The organism is Pseudarthrobacter cellobiosi (assembly GCF_023913755.1).
Classification (GTDB): Bacteria; Actinomycetota; Actinomycetes; order Actinomycetales; family Micrococcaceae; genus Arthrobacter; species Arthrobacter cellobiosi.
Genome location: NZ_JAMXBJ010000049.1, coordinates 74,952 through 89,246, shown reverse-complemented (window position 1 = coordinate 89,246; position 14,295 = coordinate 74,952). Strand labels below are relative to the sequence as shown.

Genomic DNA, 14,295 nt, shown 5'->3' with positions numbered 1-14,295 from the left:
GTTAAACCTTCCTCAGGAGCATGCGGCGGATGGAGTGGTCCGCGTCCTTGGTCAGAACCAGCTGGGCGCGGCCACGGGTGGGGAGGACGTTTTCCTCCAGGTTGGGCTCGTTGATGCGCTTCCAGATGTCCCGGGCAGTGGTCTCCGCTTCGGCCTCGGACAGTGTCGCATAGCGGTGGAAGTAGGACTCCGGCTGCGCGAACGCGGTGCTCTGGAGCTTGCGGAACCGCTCCACGTACCACTCCTCAATGTAGGAGGTTTTGGCGTCCACATAGATGGAGAAGTCGAAGAAGTCGCTCAGCGCCAGCCCCTGCTTGCCATCGTGGCGCGGGCGGGCGGGGGCCAGCACGTTCAGGCCCTCCACAATCAGCACGTCCGGGCGCCGGACCACCACTTCCTTGTCCGGCACGATGTCATAGGTGACGTGGGAGTACCAGGGTGCCCGGACTTCCTCCGCGCCGCCCTTTATCTCGCTCACAAAACGCAGCAGCGCGCGGCGGTCGTACGACTCGGGGAAGCCCTTGCGTTCCAGCAGCTGGCGCCGCTTGAGCTCGGCCAGGGGGTAGAGGAATCCGTCTGTGGTGATCAGTTCAACGTTCGGCGTGCCGGGCCAGCGCCGCAGCATCTCCCGGAGCACGCGGGCGATGGTGGACTTTCCCACGGCCACCGAGCCGGCCACGCCGATGACAAACGGAGTGCGCTGGGTCTGCTCTCCCAGGAAGGTGGTGGTGGCCGAATGAAGCTGGCCCGCGGCCTCCACGTAAAGGTGCAGGAGCCGCGACAGGGGCAGGTAGACCTCGCGGATCTCCTTCATGTCCAGGGGATCGCCGAGGCCACGCAGACGGACAATGTCCTCTTCGTTAAGGGGCTGCTCCATCTGGGCGGCGAGCCGGGACCAGGTCTGGCGGTCCAGCTCAACGAACGGGGAGACACCGTCACCGTTCGCTTCATTGCGTTGCAAAGTCACCTTAGAGATTCTGCCCCTCGCGCGGCTGAGAGCGAAATGGAGCACGCTAAGTTTAGATCTCAACCCGGCTGCCGATAAGCTGGAGCCCATGTGTGGAATCGTGGGATATGTGGGCCATTCTGCTGGCCGTGTGAATGCCGGTCACAGTGCGTTGGATGTAGTCCTTGAAGGATTGCGCCGTCTGGAGTACCGGGGTTATGACTCTGCGGGGGTTGCGGTGGTCTCGCAAGGTGCCATCGAGTCCCGGAAGAAGTCAGGCAAGCTGAGCAACCTCCTCGCCGAGTTGGAGGCGCACCCGCTGCCGGAGACGTTCACCGGTATCGGCCACACCCGCTGGGCCACGCACGGCGGCCCCACGGACCAGAACGCGCACCCGCACCTGGCCGACGGCGGCAAGCTGGCCCTGATCCACAACGGCATCATCGAGAACTTCGCCGAGCTCAAGCTGGAGCTCGTGGCCAAGGGCTACGCCTTCGAGTCCGAGACCGACACCGAGGTCGCGGCCGTGCTGCTGGGCGATATCTTCCGCAACAAGCTGGGTGGTGTGGCGTCCGACGGCGGCCTGACGGAGGCCATGCAGCTCGCCTGCCAGCGCCTTGAGGGTGCTTTCACGCTGCTGGCGGTCCACGCGGACCAGCCCGACGTTGTGGTTGCCGCCCGCCGTAACTCACCCCTGGTGGTGGGCCTGGGCGAGGGCGAAAACTTCCTGGGCTCGGACGTGTCCGGGTTCATCGATTACACCCGCCGCGCGGTGGAGCTGGGCCAGGACCAGATTGTCACCATCACCGCGGACACGGTGGAGATCACCGATTTCTACGGCGCCCCGGCCGAGGGCAAGGAATACCACGTGGACTGGGATCCGGAATCGGCGGAAAAGGGCGGTTTCCCGTCCTTCATGGAGAAGGAAATCCATGACCAGCCCGACGCCGTGCTGCAGACCCTGCTGGGCCGCTCGGACGTCAACGGCAAACTGACCCTGGATGAGCTCCGCATTGACCCGCAGCTGCTCAGGAACATCGACAAGATCATTGTGCTGGCCTGCGGCACGTCCGCGTACGCCGGGCAGGTGGCCAAGTACGCCATCGAGCACTGGTGCCGGATCGCCACCGAGGTGGAGCTCTCCCACGAGTTCCGTTACCGCGACCCGATCGTGGACGAGAACACCCTGATCGTCTCCATCTCCCAGTCCGGGGAGACCATGGACACCCTGATGGCCGTCCGCTACGCCAAGGAACAGGGCGCCAAGACCGTGTCCATCTGCAACACCAACGGGTCCACCATCCCGCGTGAATCCGACGCCGTGCTCTATACGCACGCCGGCCCGGAAATCGCCGTCGCTTCCACCAAGGCGTTCCTGGCGCAGATCACCGCGGCGTACCTGCTGGGCCTGTACCTGGCGCAGCTGCGCGGGAACAAGTTCCAGGGCGAGATCAAGGACATCCTGGCGGACCTGAACAAGATCCCCGCCAAGATCCAGCGGATCCTGGACAACGAGGGCCAGATCAAGGAACTCGGCGTGTCCATGGCGGACGCGAAGTCTGTGCTGTTCCTGGGCCGCCACGTCGGCTTCCCGGTGGCCATGGAAGGTGCGCTGAAGCTCAAGGAGCTCGCGTACATCCACGCCGAGGGCTTCGCCGCCGGTGAGCTCAAGCACGGCCCGATCGCGCTGATCGAGGAAGGCCAGCCCGTGTTTGTGGTGGTCCCGTCCCCGCGCGGCCGCGACTCGCTGCACGCCAAGGTTGTCTCCAACATCCAGGAAGTCCGGGCGCGCGGCGCCAAGACCATTGTGATCGCCGAAGAAGGCGACGAGGCAGTCAAGGCGTACGCCGAGCACGTCTTCTACATCCCGGAAACCCCCACGCTGCTGGCCCCGCTGCTCAGCACGGTCCCGCTGCAGATCTTCGCCCTGGCCCTGGCCTCGGCCAAGGGCTACGACGTGGACCAGCCCCGCAACCTCGCCAAGAGCGTCACCGTAGAGTAGCCGCGGACTGATGGGCATCGACGAACTGTTGGACCGGGCGGGGAACCTCAAGGAAGCGCTGGTCGTCTACGCATCCTCACCGGGGTTCGCCCGGCGTCTTTCGCAGGCCATGTCAGACTTCTCTGGGCTTGGGGGTGGGGAACAGAATCAATAGGCGGAGGCCGTCGAGTCGCTGCTCTATGACCCGGACCAGGGCGGACGCGAGCCGCTACTCGACCGCTATCTGCGCACCAACAAGAATATTGAGCCTGATGAGCGACTCGTCTACGAGGGTTGGCGGGAGCGTAATGTTATCGGCGTCTTCCGCGTCGATGCCCGCAAAGGTGCCCGGCTTAGCCTGCATAACCTCATCGATCAGATGGATTACGATTCCTACGCCACCGCCGGGGCGGAGGCAATCAGCTTCGTCCAGCGAGGCGGCTACGTCATGACGCGTCTGGTGCCCATCGGGGATCTCTGGACGATCAGCGGGACCATGCGCCTGTTCGGCCCGCGGGACCTCCCCGGGGTCAAGACGCTTGCGGCGTCCCTGCTCAAACGCTTTCCCACCTTGGTATTCAATAATCCGGCGAAGGTCGAGCAGGGACGCAGGATCGTCGGAGAGCACCACACCACGTTCCTGAACCTCTTTGACGCGCATATGGTGAGCGGTACCGGGGCCGACATCATCGCGGCGTACCGCGGTTTCCTGGATGCTTGCAGCGAGGCGTCTGTCGCTGCAAATCCCAAGGCTTCCGCTCTGGTGACCGCGGCCGAACAGATCGCACCGGATGATTCCTTCCCGCCGGATTTGGCAGAGTCCGACGACGTAGCGCTCTACCATCATCCGCTGATGGGTGTGTCCTTCCTCGTCTGCTACGGGCAGGTCGAGGCAGCCCACCGTACGCCGCCGGCCAATGCGGAGGACCCCGCTGCGGAAGTCCTGCGTGGCTATGTGGAGGACAAGACGGTTCCCGGTTACGTCCTTGAGGACCTGGCAGCGAAATACCCGGACACGGTCGACGCCGCCTACCGGGCTGCCTTGTCCAGCCCCGGATTCCGCTGGGAGCACGACGGCGTGGCCCTGCTCCGCCTGCACAAGCCGAATTTCACCCGGGACAAAGAACTTCCTGGCGTCACGCCGGTGCCTTCATCACTGATCGATGAATACCGCCGGCTCAGCTAGAGCCAGGAACCGGACCGAGTGTGACCAAAGACGGGTGTACGCCGCCCATCCCGGCGGCTTTGCCGTCCAGAAGATTCCTCGTCCCGTGCCCGATGTACCGTGCCACTTTTTCCCCGACGGCCGATCCGTCGACCTGTTCGAGGGCGTGCGCCAGCTCTTCGAGCGTTCCGGTGACTGCGCGCCATGCATGCCGTTCATCGAGTCCCCAGGAGACGCCTTCTGCAACCAGGTCCTCCATTGTTAACGACGGCTGATAGGCGCGGGAGTTGATCCGGAGGGACATGTTCAGCTGGCCGTTGGGCGCCAGGGCGTGCGTTGACACGTCGTAGAGCGGCGCCAGCCGGACGGCACCGTCGGGGCTTCGGAGGGTGGAAAAGTTCTTGGCGTGGGCGTCGGTGTTGCCGATGGCGGTGTTGAAGGCCGTGTGCGCGAGCAGCGTCTCGCGGTCGTCGGGCCCGGCGCCGAGGATGTCCCGGCGTCGTCGCAGAAGTCCGGCGAGGTTCTTCAGGTTTGCGGCGGCATTGACACCTTCGAACTTGCTGTCCGTGTCCCAAGCCAGGCCAAGGGCTTGGGCGCCGTCCTCTTGGTGGATACGCTCCACGCTCCGGCCAGAGACGCGGCGGTCGTAGCGTTCCAGGACGAGGACGGTCCGGCCTGCAAAGGTGCGCACGTCGCTGGCGAACGTGGTCAGCCCGATCCGCCGCGCAAGCTCCAGGCAGAACGCCTCGGCGTGCAGGGCGCCTTCGTTTCCGCCCGCCACCGGCTTGAGGATGTGGGTGGAGGCGGCGCCGTCGACCCCCGCGTGCCACACCCCGTCCAGCAGGGCAAGCGTGGTTTTGGGCTGGTATCCGGCCAGAGAGCCGCCGCCGCCCACGGCACCAAGCGCATAGTCGTTGATAAGGGTTAACCTCTCGGCGACCTGCTCATCGGTCAGTGCCTCATAGGATTCGGCCGGTTCTTCGGGGTCCCCACCGACGCGGATCGCACCGGCGACGTCGCGGCCGGCATACGACACCAGCGCGAAGACATCATCGCGGCTGGCCTGTGCCTGTTTGGCAAGGTTCGACCTGCCAGATCCTTCCGGCAGCAGTCCACCGAAGAACGCAGTGGCCGCCTCCGGGGTCGAGGGGCGGGGCCCAAGTGGCAGGTTGGCGGACAGGATCCGCGATCCGATCCCGAACCGGGCCATCCCGGCGTCGGAGGATGCGAACGTCACTGTGGTCGCGCCGTGGCGGACCATGCGCCCGATGACGGTGCCGAAGAGGTGGACATCCTGCACTTCAGCCACGGTCGGCGCCTTCCCGGAACGTCAGTTCGATTCCGAGTTTTTCCATGACGGCGAAGAACTGGTCGTTGAGCACCTTGGGCTTGCCCGTCTCCAGTTCGGAGAGGTACCGCTGGCTGACTCCGAGCCGGCTGGCCAGCTCGCGCTGGGAGAGCCCGCTGCGCTGGCGGACGCCGTAGACCATCAGGCCCAGGTCGGCCACTGACTTCATGACGCCGTGCACGCGGCCTCCTTGATGAGTTACTCGTAATAGGTTCATGGTGATTACCTTTTCGTAATCATACCAGCGTGATTACGAAAACGTAATCGCGGGGCGCCGTGTGCACGGCAGGCGGTGAGCGTCCCCGTAGAATAGCGCCATGATCGTTGGCATTGGCGTAGACGTTGTAGACATCGAGCGGTTCGGCCGCCAGCTTGAGCGGACCCCGGGGCTCCGGGACCGGCTGTTCGTGCCCGCGGAACGCGAGCTGAACACCCGCTCGCTCGCCGCGAGGTTCGCCGCCAAGGAAGCCGTGGCCAAGGTCCTCGGCGCGCCGGCCGGCATGAACTGGCAGGACTGCTGGATCGGCCTGGACCAGCACGGACCCATCATCCAGGTCAAAGGCACCGTCCTTGCGGTGGCCGAGTCCAAGGGCGTCAAACGCTGGCACGTCTCCATGAGTCACGACGGCGGCATCGCCACCGCCACGGTCCTGGCCGAAGGCTGAGTCACTTACTGCTCCGCCCAACGACGGACCTGACACCATGATCAGCGCCTATACCGGAACCCAGATCAGGGCGGCAGAACAGCCGTTCCTGGCTGCCGGGATGGGCGATGTACTGATGCAGCGTGCCTCCTACGGGCTCGCCAACGCAGTGGTCCACGAGCTTCAAGCACGCAGCTGGCGGCTTTACGGCGCCAGCGTGGCCGTCCTCGCAGGCAAGGGTAACAACGGGGGAGACGGCCTCTTCGCCGCCTCGTTCCTGGCGGCCAGGGGGATGCGTACGACGGCGGTGCTCACCGCCGGAGCGGCGCACCCCGAGGCGCTGGCTGCTTTTGAGCGCGCCGGCGGGCGCGTGCACCTCCTCACTGAATTCAACGCCAGCCAGCTGGCGGCACACTTCGCGAGTGCCGACGTCGTGATGGACGCAATGTTGGGAACTGGCGCCCGCGGCGGCCTTCGCGGAGCTGCAGCCGGCCTGGTGAGCGGCCTTTCGGATTCGCGGCTGGCGGCCGGGGAGCGGGCCATTGTGGTGGCCTGCGATATCCCCAGCGGCGTTGATGCCGACACCGGCGAAGCCTATGGGCCGGTGCTGTCCGCGGATGTGACTGTCACTTTCGCCGCAGCCAAGGTGGGGCTGCTGGCGGACCCGGGCGCCGATCACGCCGGCCGCATCCACGTGGTGCCTATCGGCATCGAAGACGAGCTGCCCTGGCCGGCGCTGCGCAGGTTTGAGCCGGTGGACCTGGCCCGGCTTCTGCCGCAGCCCGGGAGGCGCTCGCACAAGTATTCCCGCGGCGTCCTGGGCGTCGTGGCCGGATCCGCCGACTATCCGGGCGCCGCCGTACTGGCCTGTCGGGGTGCGCTGGCTGCCGGCGCGGGGATGGTCCGCTACGTGGGCCCGCCCGAGGTGGCCGACCTGGTGCGGCAGTCGTGCCCGGAGGTTGTGTGCAGCACGGGCTCTGTCGCGGAGACGCACGTCCAGGCGTGGCTGGTGGGTTCCGGCATGGGTCCCGGGGACACCGAACAGCTCCAGCGCGCCCACGATGCCGTGGAATCCGGCCTGCCCGTGATCGCCGACGCCGGGGCGCTGCCTGCCCTGCCCGCGGTCCTGGGGCCGCAGGTGGTGCTCACGCCGCACGCCGGCGAGCTGGCGGCCCTCCTCCAGCGGCTCGCCTCGTCCCCGGACAGCCCGGACTTTGATCCCGCCCCGAGCCGTACCGCCGTCGAGTCCTCCACCCTCGGCGCGGCCCGGCATGCCGCCGTGCTCACCGAGGCCACCGTCCTGCTGAAGGGTGCCACCACCCTGGTCGCGTCGCCCTTCCAGGATTTCTACAGCCAGGCGGACGGCACGGCGTGGCTCGCCACCGCCGGAAGCGGCGACGTCCTGGCCGGGATCATCGGTGCGCTGCTCGCCCAACTGGGGTCCGACGTCGGGCGCTTCCGTGATGCGGGCATCGATCCGGACGAGCGCTGGGCGGCGATTGCCGCCCTCGGGGCCAGCCTCCACGGCCGCGCGGGAGCGGCCGCCTCCGGCAGCGGGCCGCTAACGGCCGGCCGGATTGCGGACGCAATACCAGACGTTTGGTATAAAGTCAGCCTGCTTAGTAAACCGGCGGGCCGGAAACGTAATAGTCACACCCACCCGCTACCGTGGGCATAGGTTTTGTACCGGCAGGGGCGGTTTTGTGTCCACACACCCGCTGTCGAACAACGATGAGGAGCACGCATGGAAATCTGGCCCGGAACGGCATATCCGCTTGGCGCCACTTTTGACGGGACCGGCACGAACTTCGCTTTGTTCAGCGAACGCGCCGAAAAGGTGGAGCTGTGCCTCTTCGATGACGACGGCGTGGAAACCCGGTTCAGGCTCGATGAGGTGGACGGCTATGTGTGGCACGGCTACGTCCCGCAGGTCCAGCCCGGCCAGAAATACGGCTACCGCGTCCACGGGCCCTACGACCCGGACTCCGGCAACCGCTTCAACCCCAACAAACTGCTCCTGGACCCGTACGCCAAGGCCGTGCACGGGCAGATGGACTGGGAGCCGGCACTTTTCTCCTACAACCTGGGCGAGCCGGACTCTATCAACAATGAGGACTCCGCGCCGCACATGATGATGGGCGTGGTGATCAACCCGTTCTTCGACTGGGACGGCGACCATAACCTGCGCATTCCATATCACAAGTCGGTCATTTACGAGGCCCACGTCAAGGGCCTGACCCAACTCCACCCCGAGATCCCCGAGGAGCAGCGGGGCACCTATGCCGGCGTTGCGCACCCATCGGTTATCTCGCACCTGCAGAAGCTGGGCGTCACCGCCATCGAACTGATGCCCGTGCACCAGTTCGTCAACGAGGGCACCTTGAAAGACAAGGGCCTGAGCAACTACTGGGGCTACAACACCATCGGCTTCTTCGCGCCGCAGAACACCTATAGTTCCACCGGCGACACGGGCCAGCAGGTCCAGGACTTCAAGGCCATGGTCCGCAGCCTGCACCGTGCGGGCATCGAGGTAATCCTGGACGTGGTCTACAACCACACCGCCGAGGGCAACCACCTGGGCCCCACGCTCTCCTTCAAGGGCATCGACAACGCCTCCTATTACCGGCTCATGGAGGGCGACGAGAAGCATTACATGGACTACACGGGCACGGGCAACTCGCTCAATGTCCGCCAGCCGCACTCGCTGCAGCTGCTCATGGATTCCTTGCGGTACTGGGTCACCGAAATGCACGTCGACGGCTTCCGCTTCGACCTCGCGTCCACCCTGGCGCGCGAGTTCTACGATGTGGACAAACTCTCCACCTTCTTCGAACTCATCCAGCAGGACCCGGTGGTTTCCCAGGTCAAGCTCATCGCCGAGCCCTGGGATGTGGGTCCCGGCGGCTACCAGGTGGGCAACTTCCCGCCGCAGTGGACGGAGTGGAACGGCCAGTACCGCGACACCGTCCGCGACTTCTGGCGCGGTGAACCGGCCACCCTGGGCGAATTCGCCTCCCGCATCACCGGGTCCGCTGACCTGTACGAGCACTCGGGCCGCCGGCCCGTGGCATCGATCAACTTTGTCACCGCCCATGACGGCTTCACCCTGGCGGACCTGGTGTCCTACAACGAGAAGCACAACGACGCCAACGGCGAGGACAACAACGACGGCGAATCCCACAACCGGTCCTGGAACTGCGGCGCCGAAGGCCCCACCGACGATCCGGCTGTCCTGGGGCTGCGCGCCCGCCAGCAGCGGAACTTCATCGCCTCGCTGCTGCTGTCCCAGGGTGTGCCCATGCTGCTGCACGGTGACGAACTGGGCCGCACCCAGCAGGGCAACAACAACGGCTACTGCCAGGATTCGGAACTGACCTGGATCAACTGGGAGAACATCGACCAGCCGCTCGTCGAATTCACCGCCGCCGTCAACGCGCTCCGCGCCAAGCACCCCACCTTCCGCCGGAGCAGGTTCTTCGACGGCCGCCCTGTCCGCAGAGGCGAAGGTGAGCGGCTGCCGGACATCGTATGGCTGGACCTCGACGGCGACACCATGAAGCCGGAGGACTGGGACAGCGGTTTCGGCCGCTCGGTAGGTGTATTCCTCAACGGCGACGGCATCCAGGGCAAGGACGCCCGAGGCCGCCGGATTACCGACGTGAACTTCGTGCTGTACTTCAACGCGCACGACGACATGGTGGACTTCACCCTTCCAAACGACGAGTACGCACCGGCGTGGGACATCATCATCGACACCGCCGGGCATAACGCGGACACTGCTCCGGTGAAAGCCGGCCAGACCCTTCCTGTGGATGCCAAGTCACTGGTGGTCCTCAGAGCGCACATGATGCAGGAAGCGGAGCCGGACCACTCAGTAGCTGCATCGCTGGCTGCCCTGACGCAGACCAGCACCAGTGAAACTGAGGCCCTCAGTACGCCCACCGTGCCCGAGCCCAAGAAAACGAAAAAGGTCAGCAAACCGAAAGACCAGGCAAAGTGAAGACACCGGCGTCCACCTACCGGCTCCAGATCCGCAGCAGTTTCACGCTCTTTGATGCTGCTGCTACCGTTCCTTACCTGAAGTCATTAGGTGTTGATTGGGTCTACCTGTCTCCGATCCTGACGGCGGAGCGTGGGTCCGATCACGGCTATGACGTGACGGATCCGTCGTTGGTGGACCCGGAGCGGGGCGGCCCGGAAGGCCTGCTGGCACTCTCTTCAGCCGCGCGGGAGCATGGCATGGGCGTGCTGGTGGACATCGTCCCCAACCATGTGGGCGTGGCCTCGCCGGCGCAGAACCCGTGGTGGTGGTCGCTGCTGCAGGAGGGGCGCGGCTCGCCTTACGCGGAAGCGTTCGACGTCGACTGGGACCTTGGTGCCGGCCGGATCCGGATCCCCGTCCTGGGCAGCGACGATGACCTTGGACTTCTGGAGGTTGCAGATGGCGAGCTCCGCTATTACGGCCACCGCTTTCCGTTGGCCGCAGGTTCATACTCCGACGGCGACTCTCCGCGGGCTGTGCATGACCGGCAGCATTACGAGCTCGTCTCCTGGCGCCGGGCGGACAGCGAGCTGAACTACCGGCGGTTCTTCGCGGTCAACACCCTGGCGGGCATCCGGGTGGAGGACCGCTGGGTCTTCGACCAGGCCCATGCCGAGGTGAAGCGCTGGTTCGACGACGGCTTGGTTGACGGGCTGCGTGTGGACCACCCGGACGGCCTGGCGGATCCTGCCGGGTACCTTCGCTGGCTTAAGGACCTCAGCGGCGGAGCCTACGTCCTGGTGGAGAAGATCCTGGAGCCGGGGGAGGAGCTGCCGGCGGAATTCGCCTGCGAAGGCACAACCGGCTACGACGCCCTGGCCGACCTGGACCGCCTGCTGGTGGACCCGGCCGGCGAGGCTGCGTTGGACGCACTTGATGCACAGCTGCGCTCCGGCGAGCCTGCGGACTATGCGGCCATGATCCTGGGGACCAAGCGTGCCGTGGCGGACGGCATGCTGCGGTCCGAGATCCTGCGGCTGGCACGCCTTGTTCCCGCTTCCGCGAGTCTGTCCGAGGACGTCGCAGCGGATGCCCTGGCGCAGGTCATCGCGGCCTTCCCCGTGTACCGCACGTACCTGCCCACGGGTGAGGAAGTGCTGCGCGAGGCATGCGCGGCTGCGGCTCGCCAGCGCCCTGACCTGGCCGACGTGCTGGACGCGCTGCTGCCCCTGCTGCTGAAGCCCGAGACTGAACTGGGCCGACGTTTCCAGCAGACGTCCGGCATGGTGATGGCCAAGGGCGTTGAGGATACGGCGTTCTACCGCTACACCCGGCTGGGGACACTGACCGAAGTGGGAGCGGACCCGTCCCACTTCTCGCTCGCCCTGGACGAATTCCACCGGCGGATGGCCGAGCGCCAGGAGTCTTTGCCGCTGTCCATGACCACGTTGACCACCCACGACACCAAACGCAGCGAGGACACGCGGGCACGGATCTCCGTCATCGCCGAGCTGCCGGACCAGTGGGCAGCGACTTTGGACACCCTTCGCGGGCTAGCCCCGGTGCCCGACGGCCCGTTCGAGAACCTGCTGTGGCAGGCGGTCATCGGTGCGTGGCCAGCGTCGCGGGAGCGCCTGCAGGCCTATGCTGAGAAGGCTGCGCGGGAAGCAGCCAACTCCACCACCTGGACGGATCCGGACGAGGAGTTCGAATCACGGGTCAAGGCAGCGGTGGATGCAGTGTTCGACGACGCTCGGGTCGCCACGGTGATCGAGGACTTCGTCGCCAGGACGGATCGGTTTGCCGCCGCCAACTCGCTGTCCCTGAAGCTGCTCCAGCTGACCATGCCGGGAGTGCCGGACGTCTACCAGGGCACCGAATTCTGGGACCGCTCGTTGGCGGATCCGGACAATAGGCGGGCATTTGACTTCGAACGCCGCGAAACCGCCCTGGCCGCACTGGATGCCGGCACGAGTCCGGCGGACTTTCGGGACGAGGCCACCAAACTGCTGGTGACCTCCCGGGCGCTCCGGCTCCGCCGGAACCGGCCGGACCTCTTCCAGGGCTACCGGCCCGTTCTGGCTTCCCACGCTGCGGCGGACCACCTGGTGGCCTTCGACCGCGGGGCGGACGGCAGCAGAACTGGCGGCGCGCCCGGTGCGTTGACCCTTGCGACGCGGCTTCCCGTCGGACTGGAACGCGCTGGCGGGTGGCGGGATACCGCCGTCGAACTTTCCACCGCCATGCGGGACGAACTCACGGGACGGACGCACGGCCCCGGCCCGGTGCCGGTGGCCGGCATCCTCCAGCAATACCCTGTGGCGCTGCTCGCGCCCGTGAACGGAGACAACGCATGAGCCTGACGCACCACGGTTCCGGCCGGTTCGACGTATGGGCCCCGGACGCCTCGGCCGTCTCGCTGCTCGCCAACGGGCACCACTACCCCATGAAGCAGGTGGCGGGAGCCCCCGGCGCGGATGGCTGGTGGTCCGCGCCGGACGCGCCGGCTGACGCCGACGTGGATTACGGCTACCTGCTCGACGGCGACGCCCACCCGTTGCCCGACCCCCGGTCCCGCCGCCTCCCGGACGGCGTCCACGCGCTGTCCCGCACGTACGATCCCGCCTCCTACGCCTGGCAGGACGCCGGCTGGCAGGGGAAGGAACTGCGCGGCTCGGTCATCTACGAACTCCACGTGGGAACCTTCACGCCCGCGGGAACACTCGATGCAGCCACGGACAAACTCGGCTACCTCGCGGACCTCGGCATCGATTTTGTGGAGCTGCTGCCGGTCAACGGGTTCAACGGCACCCACAACTGGGGCTACGACGGTGTCCAGTGGTTCGCGGTCCACGAAGGCTACGGCGGTCCTGCGGCCTACCAGCGTTTTGTGGACGCCGCCCACGCAGCCGGGATGGGCGTCATCCAGGACGTTGTCTACAACCACCTCGGGCCCAGCGGGAACTACCTGGCGAGGTTCGGCCCGTACCTCAAGCAGGGCGACGCCAACACGTGGGGCGATTCGGTCAACCTCGATGGCCCGGGGTCCGACGTCGTCCGTGAATACATCCTGGACAACGCCGCGCTGTGGCTGCGCGATTATCACGTGGACGGGCTGCGCCTGGATGCCGTCCATGCACTCCGTGACGAGCGCGCCGTGCACCTCCTGGAGGAGCTCGGCGCGCTGGGCGATGCCATCTCCGCGGAGACGGGGCTGCCCAAGACCCTCATCGCCGAATCGGACCTCAACAATCCGCGGCTGATCTACCCCCGCGATGCCAACGGCTACGGCCTCGCCGGGCAGTGGAGCGACGACTTCCACCACGCGGTGCACGTCAATGTCAGCGGGGAGACCGCGGGGTATTACGGCGACTTCGCGTCGCTCGGCGTGCTGGCCAAGGTCCTCAAGGACGGATTCCTGCACGACGGCAGCTACTCCAGCTTCCGCGGACGCCATCATGGCCGGCCCATCAACACCTCGCTGGTCCACCCCGCGGCCCTGGTGGTGTGCAGCCAGAACCACGACCAGATCGGCAACCGGGCCATCGGGGACAGGCTGTCCCAGTCCCTGCCGTACGGTCCGCTGGCCGTGACCGCTGTGCTGACGCTGACCTCGCCGTTTACGCCCATGCTGTTTATGGGCGAGGAATTCGGTGCCTCCACGCCGTGGCAGTTCTTCACCTCGCACCCCGAGCCGGAGCTGGGCAAGGCGACGGCGGAGGGCAGGATCCGCGAGTTCGAGCGCATGGGGTGGGATCCCGCCGTCGTCCCCGATCCGCAGGATCCCGAAACGTTCCGGCGATCCAAGCTCAACTGGGCCGAAGCCGCGGACGGTGACCACGCGCGACTCCTGTCGCTGTACCGCGCGCTGACCGCGTTGCGGCGCGCTTACCCCGAACTGGCCGGCCTGGGGTTCGCGGAAATGGACGTGATGTTCGACGACGACGCCGGCTGGTTGCGCTTCCGGCGCGGGTCGGTGGAGGTGCTGCTGAACTTCTCGGCATCGCCGGTGCGGCTGGACGGTGTGGGGGGCACGGTGCTGCTGTCGACGGACGGGACCACCCTGCTCGACGGCGATTCGTTGGTGCTGGCAGGACACAGTGGGGCGGTTCTTACTACAGGGGCAGAAGTAGCCTCGAGTTAACGTAGACACTGGAGTGACGCGGGCGTACTATTCGCGTACTGACCAGCCGTGATGGGCGGCTCGGTGGTGTACGGGCGATGGAGGC

At 66.3% G+C, this 14,295-nt stretch carries 10 protein-coding genes; 7 read left to right on the top strand and 3 right to left on the bottom strand.

Features of this window, described 5'->3' with window-relative positions:
- Position 1: 1 nt before the first annotated feature.
- Complete coding sequence (coaA, locus tag NG696_RS16270; RefSeq protein WP_252576156.1) at positions 2-967, bottom strand: type I pantothenate kinase; 966 nt, start codon at positions 965-967, stop codon at positions 2-4.
- Positions 968-1,055: 88 nt separating this feature from the next.
- On the opposite strand from coaA, the gene glmS reads away from it, so the two are divergent.
- Positions 1,056-2,948, top strand: a complete 1,893-nt coding sequence (glmS, locus tag NG696_RS16265; protein ID WP_252576155.1) for a glutamine--fructose-6-phosphate transaminase (isomerizing) — start codon at positions 1,056-1,058, stop codon at positions 2,946-2,948.
- A 358-nt stretch (positions 2,949-3,306) separates the two neighbouring features.
- A complete protein-coding gene (locus NG696_RS16260) occupies positions 3,307-4,113 on the top strand; it encodes a hypothetical protein (RefSeq protein ID WP_252576154.1) in 807 nt (268 codons plus the stop codon).
- Here the strand turns inward: NG696_RS16260 and NG696_RS16255 are convergent.
- Positions 4,106-5,401, bottom strand: a complete 1,296-nt coding sequence (locus NG696_RS16255) for a type II toxin-antitoxin system HipA family toxin (protein ID WP_252576153.1) — start codon at positions 5,399-5,401, stop codon at positions 4,106-4,108. The genes NG696_RS16260 and NG696_RS16255 overlap by 8 nt on opposite strands.
- Positions 5,394-5,621, bottom strand: a complete 228-nt coding sequence (locus tag NG696_RS16250; RefSeq protein WP_200950725.1) for a helix-turn-helix domain-containing protein — start codon at positions 5,619-5,621, stop codon at positions 5,394-5,396. Before NG696_RS16250 ends, NG696_RS16255 begins: the two co-directional genes overlap by 8 nt.
- Before the next feature lie 136 nt (positions 5,622-5,757).
- On the opposite strand from NG696_RS16250, the gene NG696_RS16245 reads away from it, so the two are divergent.
- The 5 genes from NG696_RS16245 (at position 5,758) to treZ (ending at position 14,210) form a co-directional block, all read left to right on the top strand.
- Positions 5,758-6,105, top strand: a complete 348-nt coding sequence (locus NG696_RS16245; RefSeq protein ID WP_252567578.1) for a holo-ACP synthase — start codon at positions 5,758-5,760, stop codon at positions 6,103-6,105.
- A gap of 37 nt (positions 6,106-6,142) precedes the next feature.
- A complete protein-coding gene (locus tag NG696_RS16240) occupies positions 6,143-7,762 on the top strand; it encodes an NAD(P)H-hydrate epimerase (protein WP_252576152.1) in 1,620 nt (539 codons plus the stop codon).
- Between the two features lie 66 nt (positions 7,763-7,828).
- Complete coding sequence (glgX, locus tag NG696_RS16235) at positions 7,829-10,084, top strand: glycogen debranching protein GlgX (protein WP_252576151.1); 2,256 nt, start codon at positions 7,829-7,831, stop codon at positions 10,082-10,084.
- A complete protein-coding gene (treY, locus tag NG696_RS16230; protein WP_252576150.1) occupies positions 10,081-12,423 on the top strand; it encodes a malto-oligosyltrehalose synthase in 2,343 nt (780 codons plus the stop codon). The genes glgX and treY overlap by 4 nt, the downstream gene beginning before the upstream one ends.
- On the top strand, positions 12,420-14,210 hold the full coding sequence (gene treZ / locus NG696_RS16225) for a malto-oligosyltrehalose trehalohydrolase (RefSeq protein WP_252576149.1): 1,791 nt from the start codon (positions 12,420-12,422) through the stop codon (positions 14,208-14,210). Before treY ends, treZ begins: the two co-directional genes overlap by 4 nt.
- The last annotated feature ends 85 nt before the right edge of the window (positions 14,211-14,295 follow it).

Coding starts and splice junctions, on each gene's coding strand:
- glmS (WP_252576155.1), top strand. CDS start 1,056: ATGTGTGGAATCGTGGGATATGTGGGCCATTCTGCTGGCCGTGTGAAT.
- NG696_RS16260 (WP_252576154.1), top strand. CDS start 3,307: ATGGATTACGATTCCTACGCCACCGCCGGGGCGGAGGCAATCAGCTTC.
- NG696_RS16245 (WP_252567578.1), top strand. CDS start 5,758: ATGATCGTTGGCATTGGCGTAGACGTTGTAGACATCGAGCGGTTCGGC.
- NG696_RS16240 (WP_252576152.1), top strand. CDS start 6,143: ATGATCAGCGCCTATACCGGAACCCAGATCAGGGCGGCAGAACAGCCG.
- glgX (WP_252576151.1), top strand. CDS start 7,829: ATGGAAATCTGGCCCGGAACGGCATATCCGCTTGGCGCCACTTTTGAC.
- treZ (WP_252576149.1), top strand. CDS start 12,420: ATGAGCCTGACGCACCACGGTTCCGGCCGGTTCGACGTATGGGCCCCG.